The organism is Edaphobacter modestus (genome assembly GCF_004217555.1).
GTDB lineage: Bacteria > Acidobacteriota > Terriglobia > Terriglobales > Acidobacteriaceae > Edaphobacter > Edaphobacter modestus.
Genome location: NZ_SHKW01000001.1, coordinates 4,427,066 through 4,443,715, shown reverse-complemented (window position 1 = coordinate 4,443,715; position 16,650 = coordinate 4,427,066). Strand labels below are relative to the sequence as shown.

12 protein-coding genes and 1 pseudogene are annotated in these 16,650 nt (G+C 53.6%); 7 read left to right on the top strand and 6 right to left on the bottom strand.

The genetic code is table 11. The features are described 5' to 3' along the window. Positions 1–27: 27 nt before the first annotated feature. From BDD14_RS18820 to BDD14_RS18805, 5 genes and pseudogenes are all read left to right on the top strand, one after another. Positions 28–765 carry a carboxypeptidase-like regulatory domain-containing protein gene (locus BDD14_RS18820; RefSeq protein ID WP_130420172.1) on the top strand — a complete coding sequence of 246 codons (738 nt, stop codon included), beginning with the start codon at positions 28–30 and terminating at the stop codon, positions 763–765. Beyond that, entirely contained in the window at positions 731–2,392 is a 1,662-nt protein-coding gene (locus tag BDD14_RS18815) for an outer membrane beta-barrel protein (protein WP_130420170.1), read from the top strand. Before BDD14_RS18820 ends, BDD14_RS18815 begins: the two co-directional genes overlap by 35 nt. Beyond that, positions 2,289–2,561: an outer membrane beta-barrel protein gene (locus BDD14_RS35050; protein WP_479724013.1), complete on the top strand. Its 273-nt coding sequence runs from the start codon at positions 2,289–2,291 to the stop codon at positions 2,559–2,561. The genes BDD14_RS18815 and BDD14_RS35050 overlap by 104 nt, the downstream gene beginning before the upstream one ends. Next, positions 2,509–3,541 (top strand): annotated as a pseudogene (locus BDD14_RS35045) (outer membrane beta-barrel protein). Before BDD14_RS35050 ends, BDD14_RS35045 begins: the two are co-directional and overlap by 53 nt. Before the next feature lie 96 nt (positions 3,542–3,637). Beyond that, positions 3,638–5,713 carry a CehA/McbA family metallohydrolase domain-containing protein gene (locus tag BDD14_RS18805; protein ID WP_130420166.1) on the top strand — a complete coding sequence of 692 codons (2,076 nt, stop codon included), beginning with the start codon at positions 3,638–3,640 and terminating at the stop codon, positions 5,711–5,713. 362 nt (positions 5,714–6,075) lie between these two features. Here BDD14_RS18805 and BDD14_RS18800 read toward each other — a convergent pair whose 3' ends face one another. Beyond that, positions 6,076–7,200 carry a TonB-dependent receptor gene (locus tag BDD14_RS18800; RefSeq protein ID WP_130420164.1) on the bottom strand — a complete coding sequence of 375 codons (1,125 nt, stop codon included), beginning with the start codon at positions 7,198–7,200 and terminating at the stop codon, positions 6,076–6,078. A gap of 914 nt (positions 7,201–8,114) precedes the next feature. On the opposite strand from BDD14_RS18800, the gene BDD14_RS18795 reads away from it, so the two are divergent. Both BDD14_RS18795 and pdxA read left to right on the top strand, forming a co-directional pair. Further along, entirely contained in the window at positions 8,115–8,294 is a 180-nt protein-coding gene (locus BDD14_RS18795) for a hypothetical protein (protein ID WP_130420162.1), read from the top strand. 78 nt (positions 8,295–8,372) lie between these two features. Next, the gene (gene pdxA / locus BDD14_RS18790) at positions 8,373–9,281 is read left to right on the top strand and encodes a 4-hydroxythreonine-4-phosphate dehydrogenase PdxA (protein ID WP_207231771.1); all 909 of its coding nucleotides are present in this window, start codon (positions 8,373–8,375) and stop codon (positions 9,279–9,281) included. Between the two features lie 36 nt (positions 9,282–9,317). On the opposite strand, the gene BDD14_RS18785 is transcribed toward pdxA, so the two are convergent. From BDD14_RS18785 to BDD14_RS18765, 5 genes are all read right to left on the bottom strand, one after another. After that, the gene (locus BDD14_RS18785) at positions 9,318–10,667 is read right to left on the bottom strand and encodes a (Fe-S)-binding protein (RefSeq protein ID WP_130420159.1); all 1,350 of its coding nucleotides are present in this window, start codon (positions 10,665–10,667) and stop codon (positions 9,318–9,320) included. Between the two features lie 8 nt (positions 10,668–10,675). Further along, on the bottom strand, positions 10,676–11,896 hold the full coding sequence (locus BDD14_RS18780; protein ID WP_130420157.1) for an FAD-binding oxidoreductase: 1,221 nt from the start codon (positions 11,894–11,896) through the stop codon (positions 10,676–10,678). Then, entirely contained in the window at positions 11,896–13,359 is a 1,464-nt protein-coding gene (locus tag BDD14_RS18775; protein ID WP_130420155.1) for an FAD-linked oxidase C-terminal domain-containing protein, read from the bottom strand. The genes BDD14_RS18780 and BDD14_RS18775 overlap by 1 nt, the downstream gene beginning before the upstream one ends. Before the next feature lie 23 nt (positions 13,360–13,382). Next, the gene (gene aceB / locus BDD14_RS18770) at positions 13,383–14,987 is read right to left on the bottom strand and encodes a malate synthase A (protein ID WP_130420153.1); all 1,605 of its coding nucleotides are present in this window, start codon (positions 14,985–14,987) and stop codon (positions 13,383–13,385) included. 183 nt (positions 14,988–15,170) lie between these two features. Next, positions 15,171–16,550 carry a CehA/McbA family metallohydrolase domain-containing protein gene (locus BDD14_RS18765; RefSeq protein ID WP_130420151.1) on the bottom strand — a complete coding sequence of 460 codons (1,380 nt, stop codon included), beginning with the start codon at positions 16,548–16,550 and terminating at the stop codon, positions 15,171–15,173. Positions 16,551–16,650: the final 100 nt, after the last annotated feature.

Here is a 16,650-nt window from a genome sequence, read left to right as displayed (position 1 = left end):
CGGATTTCGGGCAGATTACGAGTCTCTATGCTTGATAGTACGGGCGCCGCTGTCCCCCATGCCACCATCGTAGCCAAGAATCGTGAGACGGGGTTTACATCGACCGCGGAATCTTCGGGCGCCGGATCCTATCGGTTTCCCACCGTTCCGCTCGGTTCCTATGATATATCCGTAAAAATGCAGGGCTTCAAGGCGGCGAATTATTCGGGAGTATCGGTTCAGGTCAATACCGTGTCGACTCTGGACATTACATTAGAGATAGGTAGTTCTTCTGAACAGGTTACTGTCGAAGCATCGGCGCCATCTGTGCAGTCAGAATCGTCGGAGTTAGGTGGCGTTGTGACAACAAAACAGGTCATTGAGTTGCCCCTGGCACTGGGAGGCGTAGGCGCGCTTCGGTCACCCGCGGCGTTCGTTTTCCTTCAGCCGGGAACGATTGGACCTGGAACACAGAACACCTCGAACGGCATCCGCCAGATAAAGATCGGCGGGGCTCAAAACCAAGGAATGTCAATCCTGGTGGATGGTGTCGATCAGCTTCGCTCTGAAAACGCGTCGTTTTTCGACGAGGAATCTCCCTCAGTTGAGGCTATTCAAGAATTCAAGCTTACAATCTCGAACCCCTCTGCCGAATTTGGACGCACAACAGGAGCAGTCGAGAGCTTCGCTACAAAGTCGGGTACAAATGCGTTTTCACGGATCTGTATACGATATATTTCGCAACGAAGCTTTGGACGCAAATACTTACTTCAACAATGGCCGTAAGTCTCTTTGTCTTGCGACCGCCACAAACACTTCTGCAATCGCGAACTGCAACAATCTCTATCGAAGGCCCCCCAATAAGCAGAACGACTACGGCGTAAGTCTAGGCGGCCCGGTATCCATCCCTCGTCTGTATAACGGCCATGAACGAACCTTCTTCTTTTTCTCATGGGAGCAGTTCAGGCAGAGCACAGGAGGACCGGTCACATCAACTGTTCCAACAAATGCGATGCGGAACGGTGATTTTTCCGCCCTTCTTACGACATCCGTCATTACCACAAATCCGTGTGACGGCACGCCTGTGTATAACGGTCAAATCTTTGATCCGGCCACGACGAGAACGGTTAATGGCGTCCAGTGCCGAACAGCGTTTCCGGGTAATATCATTCCGGCTGGACGGATTACATCGATTGCGAAGAACTACCTCAACTACTATCCGCTGCCTCAGGTTGCGGGCACATTCAACAATTACACCATCAATCAGCCGTATCCGATTACCAATACGACCTACACGGTTCGCATCGATAACGACCTTACCGCCCGCAATAAGATATTTGGCTCCTGGACGGCACGCCAGAACACGAGCCAGAAGAACCCCCGAACTCTTCCCGATCCGGTTGACCCGAACCAATGGAATCAGAACTTCGTAACTCACCTCTTCCGGTTTGGACTGACGACATCTGTGAATGCGCATGTCGTGAATCAGTTACTGGTGGGGTTTAACCGGACAAACGCTAAGAACTTCAGCGTCTCGGCTCAAGGCAACATTAACTACGCAAAGCAACTCGGCATCAGCAATATCGATGCAGTCGCCTTCCCATTAACCACGGTAGGGGAATCGATCCCAGTGTTAAACAGTGGTAATAATGGCGATCCCGTCGATAATGGATTGCGCTTCGCCGACACCGTTTCCATCGAACATGGGCATCACTATTTCAAAATAGGCGGAGACTATCGCCATCAACAATTCTTAACTTTCAATGGGCCTATCCCACGGCTTACATTTGCTCGGGCCCAGACCGCCGGAACCGCAGCAACCATTGCGACGACAAACAGTGGAAACGGATTTGCGAGCTTCCTCCTTGGCCTGCCAAATTCTGGATCTATTAACGTGTATTCCAGCCAGCCGCGTTGGCTTTCTGCTTATTGGGCGGTCTTTTTGCAAGATGATTACAAGGTCCTGCCAAACCTGACGTTAAATCTGGGGCTGCGTTACGACGTCGATCTTCCGCGTAGCGAATCACGCAACCGAACGTCTAACTTCAGCGCGACGGCGATTGATCCTGCCTCGGGCAAGCCTGGCGCCTTGATCTTTGGGACGACTTGCAATTGCAATGCGAAATGGATTGACGCCTACTACAAGGACATTTCGCCTCGCCTCGGTTTCGCCTATTCTCCTGGTGCAGGCAATGGCAAGTCAGTCATACGTGGCAGCTACTCCATTCTGTATGCGCCAATGTTCTACGCAGATGGCGGAAGCCAGATGAACACCGGGTACAAAGCAAACGCTGCATTCAATAGTGTGAATGCGTTTTTCACCTGCCTTCGATCTCGCGGGAGGCTTTCCAGCGTATACGGCTCCTCCGCTTCTAAATCCCAGCTATTTCGAAGGTCAGATCGTAGCCTCTAACTACATCAGGCCAAATATGAACAAGCCTGCCATGACGCAGCAATGGAACCTGGAGGTCCAACAGGAGTTTGCACCTGATCTTATCTTTACATTAGGTTACCTGGGCCAGCGAGGCAATCGGCTGCGTTCCAACCTGGAAAACCAAAAGTGCGTTTCAGCTCGGAGATAACTTAGCTCGCACCCTTGCTTCAAATACCGCAGGCGTCACAACTCCATTTGCTTCGTTCTATTCGCTGTATGGAAATAACGTTCAAACGTCCCAGGCGTTGCGTCCGTTTCCGCAGTACCAGCAGATTCAGGCAATTGCTGCCTGCAGAACGACGGTCAAATCAACGTATCACGTGCTGCGGGCATCTCTGCAGCGACGTTTCCGGAGTGGTACCAACCTCCAGGTCTCATACACGTGGTCCAAAAACATCACGAATTCGGACACGATCGTACTAAACACAAATAACCTAAGCTCGATTCAAGACCCGACCAATCTCAAGGGTGAGAAGTCCCTTAGCACGCAGGATCTGCCAAACGTTTTCGTTACGAGCTTTATTCAAGAGCTTCCGTTTGGTAGGAAACCGCCGTTATTTCAATCATGGAATTACGAGCTACCTCGCAGGTGGTTGGCAGGTTGGAGCAGTTTTGCGCTACCAATCAGGGACGCCAATCTCGTTTGGATGTGCATCATCTATACCCGGATGGGATAACTGCGTGCGCTTCAACCAGCGTCCTGGCAGCTCCTTCCGTAGTGCGGCTTCGCGTAACAATTCAGTGAATCCTTTTGTCGTTACGAGCAAGGGAGCCGATCCCGCTGTAAACAGTCTCTTCAATCTGAACGTTGCCCGTGATGCGACGAATGGAGCGTTTGTAGATCCAAATGCATCCCGCAATGGCGGAGCGTATCAGCTTGGCGGTATTGCCCGTGTCACATCGGCGTTCCGAATGAATGGATTTAAGAACGAGGACATCAGCATTATCAAGAACACGCGAATCACTGAAAAGATAGATCTTCAGCTAAAGTTTGAGATGCTCAATGCATTCAACCGTCATGCCTTCGGAGTTCCTTCGGTGATCCCAACCGACAATCTCTTCGGAGTTCCAACCACAACGCTCACTACGGCACGGAACTCGCAACTCACCGCGCGCATCCGTTTCTAGTTGCACGCAAGATCAGGGATAGCCGTCATGAGCGGTTCTCCTTGACCTATTTAGAAAGTTCCAACAGCATATTATTCAACTTCTAGGAGCTAATTAATGCGAACCTGCCGCCGCGCATCCACAGCGCTTGCAAGTCTGTTTTTTATCTTTACTTGCGCTTCCGCTACGGCGCTCCATGCAGACCCCATAGCGGCTGACATTTCCGCTGTTAAGCAAGGCCCAATTGAAGTTTCCGCTACAAAATCGGCTCTGACGATTCGATGGACCGATGCGTCCAGCCAGCAGTGGTCAGCTGTCTTTGCATTAGATAAAAAGCTTCCTCTTATCACGTCGATCGGTGTTAACGGGCACAACGTTGTGGAGAAGGCGACACCGGTTTATCGCTGCAGCACAGGAACACGTACAGGCGGCTGGGACGCGTTCTTCGACTTCCCACCTGCCAGACCACAGGGAACACGAAACTTCATTCAGAGTTTTCATCCGACGGCTGCTACAGTACGCACGGTAGGCGACCGGGTGGAGGTGTCTTTCAACGGAATGGAGATGGGGATCTTCTCTGGAACGATGCGCTACATTTTCTATCCCGGCAGCGCACTGATCCAGCAGGTTGCCGTCCTTGAAACGAACGAGCCCAGCATTGCATACACCTATGATGCAGGGCTGCAAATGGCGTCTGAAGCAGACCGAAGGCCGGGTATCAACATGGCGTCCACTATCGTCTACTACGATGCTGAAGGTAAGCTGCAATCGATCACGTCACCGTACGGTTCAGAGCGACATACGCTCCAGGTGCACTACAGGGCTGTGGCGGCGAAGATGGGAGTTGGAAGCATCGTTGCACTACCCTCACCTCACCGATACCTGTTCGCTCGCGACTACAGCACGAACATGGGTTACGCATGGTATAGCTCATGGCGCGGAAAGGTGGGGCTCGGCATCCAGCAACCTCTTGATGACAACACAAGCATTTACCCATGGATGAACGCTCCTCCCGGCACCAAACAGGAGATGGGAATATTCTTCCTGCTCGGAAGCGGGTCCGCCAATCAAACACTCGATAAAGCGCTCTCCTACACGAATAAAGATTTCTTCCCACATGTTGACGGCTACGTCACCTTTGCTCCGCACTGGCATTTCGCTTTCACGGAGCAAGCTGTAGGTACCGGTACAACATGGGTACCGCCGTTCAAGCCGGGGTTGGAGAGCATCGGCGTCGATTCTGCAATGATCATGGACTTCCATATTGACGGTCACCCCGCAGACCTGACGGGCCTGCGGATGCGAGAACTCGATGACTATTACAAAGCATGTCGACAACAGTCTGACAATAAATTCCTGCTTATCCCAGCAGAGGAAGCGGATGTAATTCTCGGAGGACATTGGTCGCTTACTTTTCCTAAACCCGTCTATTGGTTGATGGATAGGAAAGCCAATGAATCTTTCGCGACGCCAGATCCAAAGTACGGGACGGTGTACCGTGTTCACACCGCGGAAGACATGTGGAAATTGGTACAGGTCGAACATGGTTACGCTTACCAAACGCACCCGCGCACGAAGGGTTCAACAGGGTATCCCGACAAGATTCTAAACACGGCATACTTTCGTGACCCACACTACTTCGGGACTGGATGGAAGGCGATGCCATCGGATTTATCTTCGCCGCGGTTAGGCGAGAGAGGTTTTAAAACCGTGGATGACGTCAACAATCTTGGTCTTCATAAGGTCATGCTCGGAGAGGTTGATATGTTCCAGATCTCAAATACCGACGAACTTTACGGCCACATGAACGTGAACTATGTTCGGATCAGCAAACTACCGGATTTCGACCACTACAAGGTTCTTCTTGACGCGGTTGCACGCGGAGATAGTTTTATTTCGACGGGAGAGGTCTTAATGCCGCAATCAAAAATCTCTTCAGCAGGCGGTGACTCTATACATGTAGAGATTGAAACCACCTCAACTTTTCCTCTCCGAATAGCTGAGGTGGTTTGGGGGGACGGCAAAAGCACTCACACAGAACAGTTTGAACTCGACACGACGCATGAATTCGAAAAACGTGCATTTCAGTGGAATGTAAACGCCCCTGCATGGAGGTGGGCTCGTGTCGCGGTTTGGGACATAGCAGGAGGCGGGGCGTTTTCTAATCCCGTGTGGCGAGAAGAACAAAAGTGAATGCTAAACTGCGCTCGTAGAGTACGGTACCGATCAAAGAGCAGCGATATTGATTAATAGCCTGTTCGACCATCCCATCGCCCTACCTCAAAAGTTGTTGTTCCGCCGAAAGAATTCCACGCTTCGCTTAGTCACGATTAGGAACCCGCTGATCTTCGTGGCGTGTGAAGGTGCCGTTGCCGACAGGCTTCGTGCTGATGACGCCCATGCGTTCCTTGCGTGCCTGCTTGGTCTAAAGCACAGACCCTCTGCAAGTTCATCGAAGGCCTTGGAGAGGAAGTCCAAGTCGGATAGTATGGGTCCACTTATATCCCCTCAGGCAAATTTCTGTTCAACACAAGGTCGTTTAACGGGATCCCCAATTATGATTGAGCAAAACGCTGTCGATCCACTATAGAATGTGGATCAATGCATCGCTGCTGAATTACATTGCCGACGATGCAGGTCGGATCGACCGGATCAGACAGATGAGTCGACAGAGCGCTGAAGTCACCCCTTCGCTCAGCAGATGTAAGTACAGTGAAGAGCTGAGAGGTCGACGAGGTCTGACGGCGCACTTGGTAGTCGAACATGAAAAAGCTCTTATCCCTGCCATCGTAAACGTGGGGCAACACAATCGGACCGTCGATCTCCGCGCCGTACTGATTCTGACGCAGAGGAGTTTTCTTGGATCCGGGAGCATCAAACCTCCCATGCGTATTGAAGGCATCATTGCGGATGCTCTCGCTGACCACACCGTGAAGTTGATTGCCGCCACTCTTTGAGATCGCGTTGATGTGGACGCCCAGATAGGTGCCGTACTGGGCGGAATACGTTCCTGTCTGAACACGGACTTCCTGGATTGCATCAGGGGATGGAGGAAAATTGACAGTCCTGTGGATCGTGTTCAACATGGTCACGCCATCGAAGGAGACATCATTCTGTTCGCCACGCTGTCCGGGTCCTGCAAAAGATTCTCCAGGGGGATCGCCGACCGTGACATCGCCAGATTGGATGACTCCGGCGGTAGTAAGCGCGAGCTTCAAGGTGTCATGGCCGGCAACCGGAAGAGAAGAGATTGCTTCCGTTTCGAGAGTCTGAACGATTGCAGCGTCATCTGTCGCGATAGGAGGCGTAGCGCTTGATACAGTGACCTCCTCCGTTACCGAACCCAAGACCAGGTTGAAGTCAGTTCGAACCGTTTGGTTGATCTGGACCTCGATCTCTGTCCGCGTAAACTTCTGAAAACCCGGCGCTTCAACCGTGATGGTGTAGGTACCGATATCAACGTAAGGCAGAGAGTATGCGCCGGTTGCCGTCGTCTGTCCCTTGTAGGTGACCTTTGTGGCATTTTGGACCGCAACGACATTTGCGTTCGAAACGGCAGCGCCTGAGTTATCAGTGATCGTTCCCACAAGAGTGGTCGCAGATGCGGCCTGACCAAACGCTTCGCGCGCTGGCAGCACAAGCAAACATGCAAGAAGACAAAAAAGGAGTGCGTGCTTCATTTGTGGATCCTCCTGAGGGACTTCTTGAAATGGAACAGAAACGGATCGAACAGTCTCCGGATTCTTTCCTGGCGGCGTGGCCAGGAGTCAGAAAGGGTCCGATGACAACAGCGCAATACGCACTAAGAGCGCACCTTCTTGGGAGGCTCTACTCTGAACTTGGGGTGCTACTGTGAAAGTGAGTTTGATGGAAGCTCAGACCGCCCGCTAGGTTCCGTACGGATAGGAACAGGCGTTACACGAAGACCTAACCTCTTCGTAACGCATTGGATCTTTTACAAAAATGGGGGGAGAGCTACTTGTCGCCGCAAATCTTATCGCGTAGCTTTATTGTTAAGATGACAGGGAATCATTCGCGCGCTCCTCAGATGCTCAATGCCTCAGGCCGGAAGGGATTCACATCAAAGCAGAGATTGGTCCAGCGAACTGGTTTCTGAATCACAGCACAGATCTCCGATCCTCTTACTACCTAGAGGATGGCAAGTGAGTTTGCGGTCCAAGGTTTCCTCAAGCGCATTGACCAATGCGCGCTAAGGAGGCGAAGGGCTCGATCTTGGAATTCCTTGCTGACTCACATATCCAGCGGTATCGGAGGTTCCGGCCGGACTTCCGTGACAGGAACTCCTTCGTTGCGGCAACGAGATGGTGGAGAGGTCGCGCACTATCTGCAGAGATGTGGTGACTCAAAATCTCGCTGCTTCTTAACTTCATCCGGCAGTTTCCGGCAACGACCCACTCGTCGTCCTCGATGCCAATGAGTGGGTCGATCTTCAGGAGCGTCGGCGCCTCACTGACGCCCTCGGCCTCATGCTCGCTCCTCATGCCGCCCTTCTCGCCCTTGTCGGTGCCCTTGTCGCCACCGGTGGCGAGACTGCCCGCGCCATCCTCACGGCTGGAGCATCGGCTCGCTCTTCATGCTCGGTGAGCTCGAACGCGGCCTGCCCATCTTTTTTGCCCGCATCGACGGCCGCCCCCTTCCACTGATCACCAAGGCTGGAGCCTTCGGTAGTCAGGAGACGCTGGTATCGTGCTGGCGCTTCTTCACCAGCCCGCTGCGTGAGCAGGATTACGCCACCGTAAGGAAGCTGCTATGACTCCAATCATCGCCATTACCATGGGCGACGCCGCCGGCATCGGGCCAGAGGTCATCGTCAAGGCCCTCACCCGGCCCGATGTCTACGAAGAATGCTGCCCTGTCGTCATGCCAGTCGTCTCCGCCAGGCTCAGGCCATCACATCATCTTCCGTTCAGATTCACCGCATCGCTCTCGAAGCCTCGCCCAGGTCGGGCTTCAGCCGGGCACCCTCGACTGCATCGATCTCGCCCTGATTCCCTACGATCTCCCCTGGGGAAAGATATCTTTTCTCGCCGGCGACGCCGCCTTCCGTTATCTAGAGCTCGCTGCTCAGCTCGCAATGCAGGGCTCCGTGCAGGCAATCTGCACCACTCCGCCTAACAAAGAAGCACTCCACGCCGGCGGTCACCCCTTTCCCGGCCACACCGAGCTGCTCGCCTCGCTCACCAACGCCGGTGAGGTTTCGATGATGCTTTCCACTCCTCGTCTGCGCGTCGTTCACGTCACCACTCACATCGATCTTCTCGATGCCATCGAGAAGATCGAGCCTGGGTTGGTCGAGCGCACCATTGACCGTGCCCGCACCGCGATTGTGCGCAGTGGTATAGCCAATCCCCGCATCGGCGTTTGCGGCATCAATCCTCATGCTGGAGAAAACGGCCTTTTTGGCCGCGGTGAAGAGGCCTACAAGATCGCCCCAGCGGTCGAAGCGTGTGAGAGACGCGGATGGAACGTCGTTGGCCCCCTTCCCGCCGATACGCTCTTCTTTCTTGCTCAGCGCGGCGACTTCGATGTCGTCATCGCCATGTACCACGATCAGGGCCACGGCCCCATCAAGGTCCTCGGCCTCGAGTTCGGCGTCAACATCACCCTCGGCCTCCCCGTCATCCGCACCTCCGTTGACCACGGCACCGCATTCGACATCGCCGGGACCGGCAACGCCGACGAGCACAGCCTCGTCGAGGCAATTCATCAGGCACCCCATCTCGCCGAACGCATCTCCTGATATCTCTTCGGAACTCAGTTAAAGGGGCGAACTATCTTATTGTCGGCAACTTAGCAGTTCCTCGGCGCTGACGCCACGGATGCTGGCGTCAATCAGCTCAATCATGTGGAACATCGGAATCGGTTCAACGCCGCGGCGCCGAAGGCTTGCCTGAAGTTGAAGCAGGCATCCTGGATTTGCGCTGATCAGAGCCTGAGCCTTTACAACTAACAGATTTTCAACTTTGCGATCGCCAAGCTGGTTCGCCGGCTCAGGATGCAGCAGGTTATAGACTCCTGCCGAGCCACAACACAGGTTGGCTTCTCCTATTTCAGCAACATCAAGTTGCGGAATATTCTTCAGCAGAGATCGCGGCTCAGCGTGAATAGCCTGAGCATGACGAAGATGGCAAGCATCCTGATATGCGACGCGAAGCGAAATCGGGTTTCTCGGAGTCTGCGATTCACGCATAAGCAGTATCTCGGAGATATCGCGACATTTTGCGGAGAATGCCTTCGCTCGCTCTGACCACGCTGGATCATCGCGAAGGAGATGACTGTACTCTTTCATCGTCGATCCGCATCCAGCGGCATTGATCGCGATGTAATCGACGTTCTCCCTTTCAAATAAGGCAATCATCTTTCGTGCCAAAGAGCGCGCTTCTTCTTCGACTCCGCTGTGCACCATCAGTGCACCGCAGCAAGACTGATGCGACGGGGTAACAACTTCGTAACCTTCTGCAGACAAAACGCGCATAGTAGCCTCATTGACGTGCTGAAAGAAGACCTGCTGCACGCAACCCGCGAGCATTCCCACGCGCTGCCCTCTAGATGCCGAAGGTAACAGAGGAGGCAGTTTACGAAAAAGGCTGTTGGGCACAATAGGCAGGAGCGCTTCCATCGCAGCGAAACGCTTCGGAATCAGTTTGAGCAGACCACACGCGCGTATCAGTTTTTGAAGCCCTGTGCGCTGATAGACAAACGTGGGAAGCGCTATTAGTCGAAGTCTGCCTGCAAACGGAAACGTTGCGAATAGAAATTTGCGAAACGCTGAGTCAGCAAAAGAGCGCGGGATGTGGCGCTCAACTTGAGGACGCGTATCTTCAATGAGCTTGTCGTATTGGACCCCTGAAGGGCACGCGGTCATGCAGGCCATGCAGCCGAGGCAGTTGTCCATATGTTGGCGGAAGTTCTGGTCCAGCGGAGCTTCGCCCTGGCCGGCCTTCGCCATCATATAGATTCGTCCCCGTGGAGAGTCCATCTCCTCACCCCATAAAACATATGTGGGACAAGCGGGTAGACAGAAGCCGCAGTGGACACAATCAGACAGCAGCTCTTTAGACGGAGGGTTGTGCACATCGAAACTGCTTGGCTTTCGCACTTCTTCGATGTTGGTCAAGTGATCCATGGTCCTGTCTATGCGTTCACGAAAAACTTGCCGGGACCGAGGACGCCCTTCGGGTCAAAGTTGCGCTTAATTGCCTGCATCACTGACATCACTGGAGTAGGAATCGTGAAGGACCGTGCGTCGACGTCTGGCCCAGATTGCAGAACCGCCGCTGCAACTTCCTGGTTAGCACGTATTCGGCTTATAGCGATCGTGATTTCATCAGGCGAGCCGCGAAGCGAAATGTCATGCAGTCCAATTCCTTGCGAGACAGAAACCACGTCGATCTTCGGGGCTATACGTTGAAGTTCATCTGTAAATACACAGGCATTGGTTGGGAGTGTTGAGGCACGAATAAAGGTCGATCCGTCAGCAAACAGAGCCTCCCGTTCGAAACAAGAAGCCTCGTTCGCTTCCTTTAGTGCAAGTCCTTCGCCCCGCACCATTCCTTCCAGCAATATGTCCTGGTGGGCCGCAGTATGGGAACTGAGGCAAATATCGAGACGCGCTTCTGTTTTGTTACGTCGTAGCTGCAAAGACTGTACTAATAGATGGCTTCCGCGGATCGCAGCAAGCAAGGATGCAAGGCCGGCACTATGGGAAGCGGCGACGGTAAAAGTTCGCGAATATTGCGGAAGAGGATGCAGACGAAAATTTGCCTCAGTGATAATGGCAAGCGTGCCCATGCTTCCGGTCAGCAATTTGCACAGATCGTAGCCCGCAACATTTTTGACAACCTTCCCACCGGTTCGGGCGATGGTTCCATCTGAGAGGACCAGCGTCATCCCAATTACTAGATCGCGAAGACTGCCGTATCGATGACGTAGAGCGCCGGAATCGTTCGTTGCCAAAATGCCGCCTACGGTGGCGCGCTCGCCGAATAGCGGATCGAGCGCGACAAACTGACCATGCTTTGCAAGGTTTTGCTGCAGCAAAAACCATATACAACCTGCCTGCACGGTACAGGTGAGATCCTGCCAAGGGTGGTCAAGGACTTTGTCGAGACGGGAGAGATATAGCCGAATGTGCGGCGCTGTACCTTTCCCCCAATGTTGCTTTGTTCCTCCGCCACGCGGATCAACCGTTAAGCCATTCTTAGTTGCGTATTCGAGAATTGTAGAGACCTGTTGCGTGTTGCTCGGCAGAACGTGGATAACACCATCTACAGCTGAACTGACAAATTCCCCACCGACTACTCGAGCGAGATGCTCAGCTGCTGCATGTAACGCGGCATTCGAAGCTGAGGTCATCAGAAGACCTCCGCAATACCGCTTGTTTCTAGGGAATGCGGTGCGTAGGCTCCACGGGAACGCTCTCCACAAATGCGCGGCGTGGGAAAGAGTTTGTCAGGATTAGAGAGATTCAGAGGATCGAAGGAACGACGCAGACGTTGCATTGTTTCAAGATCAGGATCGGCGAACATATAGCTCATGCTGCACTGTTTCTCGCGGCCCACGCCATGTTCTCCCGTGATCGATCCGCCGGCTTCAACACAGACGTCCAGGATGCGAAGCGACAGATCGATAGCGCGCTCTTCTTCGCCAGGATTATTGCGGTCATAAAGAATAATGGGATGAAGGTTGCCATCACCAGCGTGGAAGACGTTCGTTACACGAAGATTCTCGCCCGCAGCCATCGCATTCAGCTTCTCGAGCACGACCGGAAGAGCGGTACGAGGAATCACGCCGTCCTGAACGATGTAGTTGGGTGAGAGGCGGCCTGCGGCTGCAAATGCAGCTTTGCGCCCCTTCCACACGAGGAAGCGGGCATTTTCATCGACGGCGAGCCTTGTCTCCCATGCACCGTTTCTTTTGCAGATGTCGATGACGACGGCCATCTGCAAATCGACTTCGCCCTGCGGGCCATCCAACTCGATCAACAAGAGCGCCTCGCATGCCGGATAGTTTGGATGGACAGAGAGTTCCGCGGCTTCGATGGAGAGACGATCCATAATCTCCATCGCAGCGGGAAGCTGGCAACTGGCGATAACATCAGAGACAGACTGCGCAGCTGCAGAGATCGTATTGAAGGCGGCTAAGATTACCTGCACAGTCTCCGGTTTGCGCATAATGCGAAGCGTCATCTCAGTCGCAACACCTAGTGTCCCTTCGCTGCCGATAAAAACTCCGGCCAGGTCATAGCCTGGCGCATTCGGTAGTTTGCTTCCAAGAGTAACTATGTCACCATCGGGCAATACCACAGTCATCTCCAGAACATGCGTGACCGTAAAGCCGTATTTGAGACAGTGCGCGCCACCTGCGTTCTCGGCAATGTTCCCCCCGATGGAACAGACAGTCTGAGAGCTTGGGTCAGGGGCGTAAAAATATCCTTGCGGCGAAACGGCTGCGGTCACGTTTGAATTGATGACCCCGGGTTGCACGGTAATCTGCTGATTCGGGATATCAATACTAAGAATGCGGTTCATCCTGGAAAGCCCGATGACGATGGAGCCCTCTGTCGGCAAGGCTCCTCCAGAGAGACCCGTTCCGGAACCACGCGCCACGAACGGGATACGCTCACGATGACAGACACGAAGGATCTTCTGAACCTGTTCAGTGGATTCTGGTAAAACGACCGCAGCGGGAGGCACGCGAAACGCCGTCAGACCATCGCATTCGTAGGTTTGTAATTGATTCGCGGCAATGATAAGGCCGCGCTCGCCTAAGATGTGGCGCAGTTCAGATAGAACGGCTGGAGTAAGCTGCGAATCCATATGCCTGATAAGCCCCGCGACATCTAAGCGAAGACTTCCTCCCGAAGAACCTGCTCGTAAGCCGGAAGCGTAAGGAAGTCCGTGAACTTTTCATCGCGAATCAGATCGCGCATCAGCGAGGCTGCTTTCTCGTAGGCGTCGTAGCGGTCATCGTTGAGTCCGGGTTTAACCTTGGCCAACTCTTCGTCGATGACCTGTTCGCAGAGTTCCACGGTAATCTTGCGTCCGTCGTTCAATACGGCATCATGATGAACCCATTGCCATAACTGGGCGCGGCTGATCTCTGCCGTTGCAGCATCTTCCATCAGATTGAACAGAGGGACACAGCCGATGCCGCGAAGCCAGGCTTCAACGTAACCGAGGCCGACCGCAACGTTCTGGCGCAAGCCGGCTTCGGTAATCTCTCCTATTGGGACCTGCAGGAGATCCGCAGCGGTCACGGCGAAGTCCGACAACTTTTTGTTGATCTGATTCGCTTGCGGCATTATCCGGTTGAATACTTCAAGTGCGATAGGCACTAGTCCCGGATGAGCGACCCAAGTGCCATCATGACCGTCCGTCGCCTCTCGCTCTTTGTCGGCCCGAACCTGCGTGAGTGCCTTTTCGTTGGCGACGGGATCGGACTTGATAGGAATAAACGCCGACATGCCGCCCATGGCGTGAATCTCCCGGTTGTGGCAGGTCTTGATGCACAGCTTCGAGTAACTCCGCATGAAGTGCGTACTCATGGTTACTTGAGAACGGTCCGGCAGTATGACGGAATGATCGGCAGACAGCTTTTTGATGAAGGAAAAGATGTAATCCCAGCGCCCACAGTTAAGGCCGGCTGAATGATTACGAAGCTCGTACAGGAATTCGTCCATCTCGAAGGTGGCGAGGATGGTTTCGATCAAGCAGGTAGCTCGAATGCTGCCCTGCGGTATACCGAGCTTCTCCTGCGCATGCACGAAAACCTCATTCCAGAGACGCGCTTCCAGGTGTGACTCCATCTTGGGGAGGTAAAAATAAGGCCCGCTTCCGCGCGCGAGAAGCTCCGTCGCATTGTGAAAGAAGTAAAGGCCGAAGTCGAAGATGGAAGCCGACATAGGCTCGCCATCGACCAGCACATGTCGCTCGACCATATGCCAGCCTCGAGCGCGGACAAAAAGAACTGCGGTCTTCTCGTTCAAAGTATAAGACTTGCCGGTTTTTGGGTCTTCAAAAGAGATGGTTCGGCGAATCGCATCGCGCAGGTTGATCTGACCATCGATCAGGTTGTTCCAGAGCGGGGTGGAAGAGTCTTCAAAGTCCGCCATGAACACATGAGCGCCCGAGTTGAGCGCGTTAATGATCATCTTGCGATCGACAGGTCCCGTGATTTCGACCCGGCGGTCCTGTATATCGGTCGGAATTGCGGCGCAACGCCACTTACTTTCCCGAATAAGCCTTGTTTCAGGAAGAAAATCGGGCTTTACGCCCGCATCCAGCAGAGCTTGGCGAGTCACACGGGCAGCGAGCAACTCTTTACGGCGCACCCTGAAAGTACGCTGCAGATCGGCCAGGAATGCGATTGCTGCAGGAGACAGAATCTCTGCATATTTAGATGAAATTGGAGCGGTGATCTCAATCTCGGCGGGCACCTTAGACACAATTCAACTCCTCACGCCTACTATTCCGGCGTAAGGCTTGCCCTCGCCGAAAATAAAATACACACCATAGAATCACAAAACTATGAGCATTTGCCAATATTACTTATTTTCTTCTCCGTTCCAAGGAGGACGTATAAGAGGTTCCGCATTCTCATGCACCATGACTGTATGATCTCTATCGCTTTAACGGCCAGTCCACACGGGTGCAAGCCAAGCGATCGGTTTGTCGGGGGATCCACCTGGAGCATCACCGCCGCCTGCGTTCCATACACGGATATAAAAGTACGTGCTGGTCGAGTCTGTGATGGTGGGTGACCAGCTTACTCTGTAGTCAGGGGTATCAGGGACATAGCTCTGCACTACTTCGCCATGGTCCTTCACGATCTCGATTTTCGTGATCTTGTCCTTGGGCTGGTTCGTGTCAGGATCGCTGATTTGGATATCGAACTTGAAGGTGTTTTGACGCGCGAGCGTTGCGCCCATGATGGCACCATTTATGGAGTAACGGCACTGGATGTTGTTATCGAGCGACGCATAGGTCCGTCGATGTTTCATCGCCTCGAGAATGGCAACCTTGGTGCGGCTGGTGGCGAGGACAAATGTGCGGGAGGTGTTGCGTGCGATCCCCGTGGTGCCATGGTTGTCATTCCCGTCGACTGGAGAGACCTTCCATCCTTTGTCGAGAGCCGCGATAAATCCCTTCTCGTGAATCTTGTTATTGGAATTGATCACCTCGAGCATCGTGATGATGTCAGTAATCTGGGCATCGCGATACGCCCAGTCATTGTATTGTTTAGCGTCAGGGTGGTTGAAACTGGCAACTATAGGACCCGCGCCATTCGGCTTGGCTGTTTTGAGCCAGCTATAGAGACGGGGAAGGTCTACGCCGGGATCAAGCGCATTGAGGTAACCGGCGCTATTGAATACATTGATATGTCCTACACCATTCGGACCATCGTTCTCGGAGTGCTCATAGCCTGCAATCGCGACAAACTCCGCATTTGTCGCCTCTGCGGCTTCGCGCTTTGTGTTCATCCAAGTAGTGTTGGCGGGGCTAGGAGGCTGAAAGCCAGCGTCCTGCGAGTGATCAGTGACAGCATAAAAGTCATAGCCGTTCTCCTTTGCCAAAGCGAAGTGCTCAGATGGTGGCCCCTGATGCTTCTTCCAATCGGGCCTCAACTCGTTGTAGGGGCCGGGGTACTGGGCTGATCCGATGATGATCATTGAGGGGCACTTGCCGCTGGGTGGCTGATTGCCCTCTGGCGCCCAGCTGTGAACCTCAGGGTAATTGCGATCGGAGCCGTACAGCGGCACACCCTTACACTCATTCTTGGCCCACTGCTCGCCGTGTGACCAGGTGGAGCTGGTGTGCGCGTGCGTGCTCCCTCTATAGATGTGATATTCGGGCGCAGTTGCGTTGGAATACTGGCTGGACTTCGTTGTGGTGGAGCTTGCGGGCTTGGTTTGCTGCGCCCAGGCATAAGCTCCTGTAGCCGCTATGGCAGGTATGACAGCAGTTGCTACGGTAAGAGTCCGAAGAATTGAAGCAGCGGTACGTGACATGAGATTGTCCTTTGCAAAGGCAGGTAGCTGGGCGGTCGCCAGAGGAGATGGATGTGCACTGGGGAGAAGCAGAGATGCATTCTGCTTCTCCCCATGAATT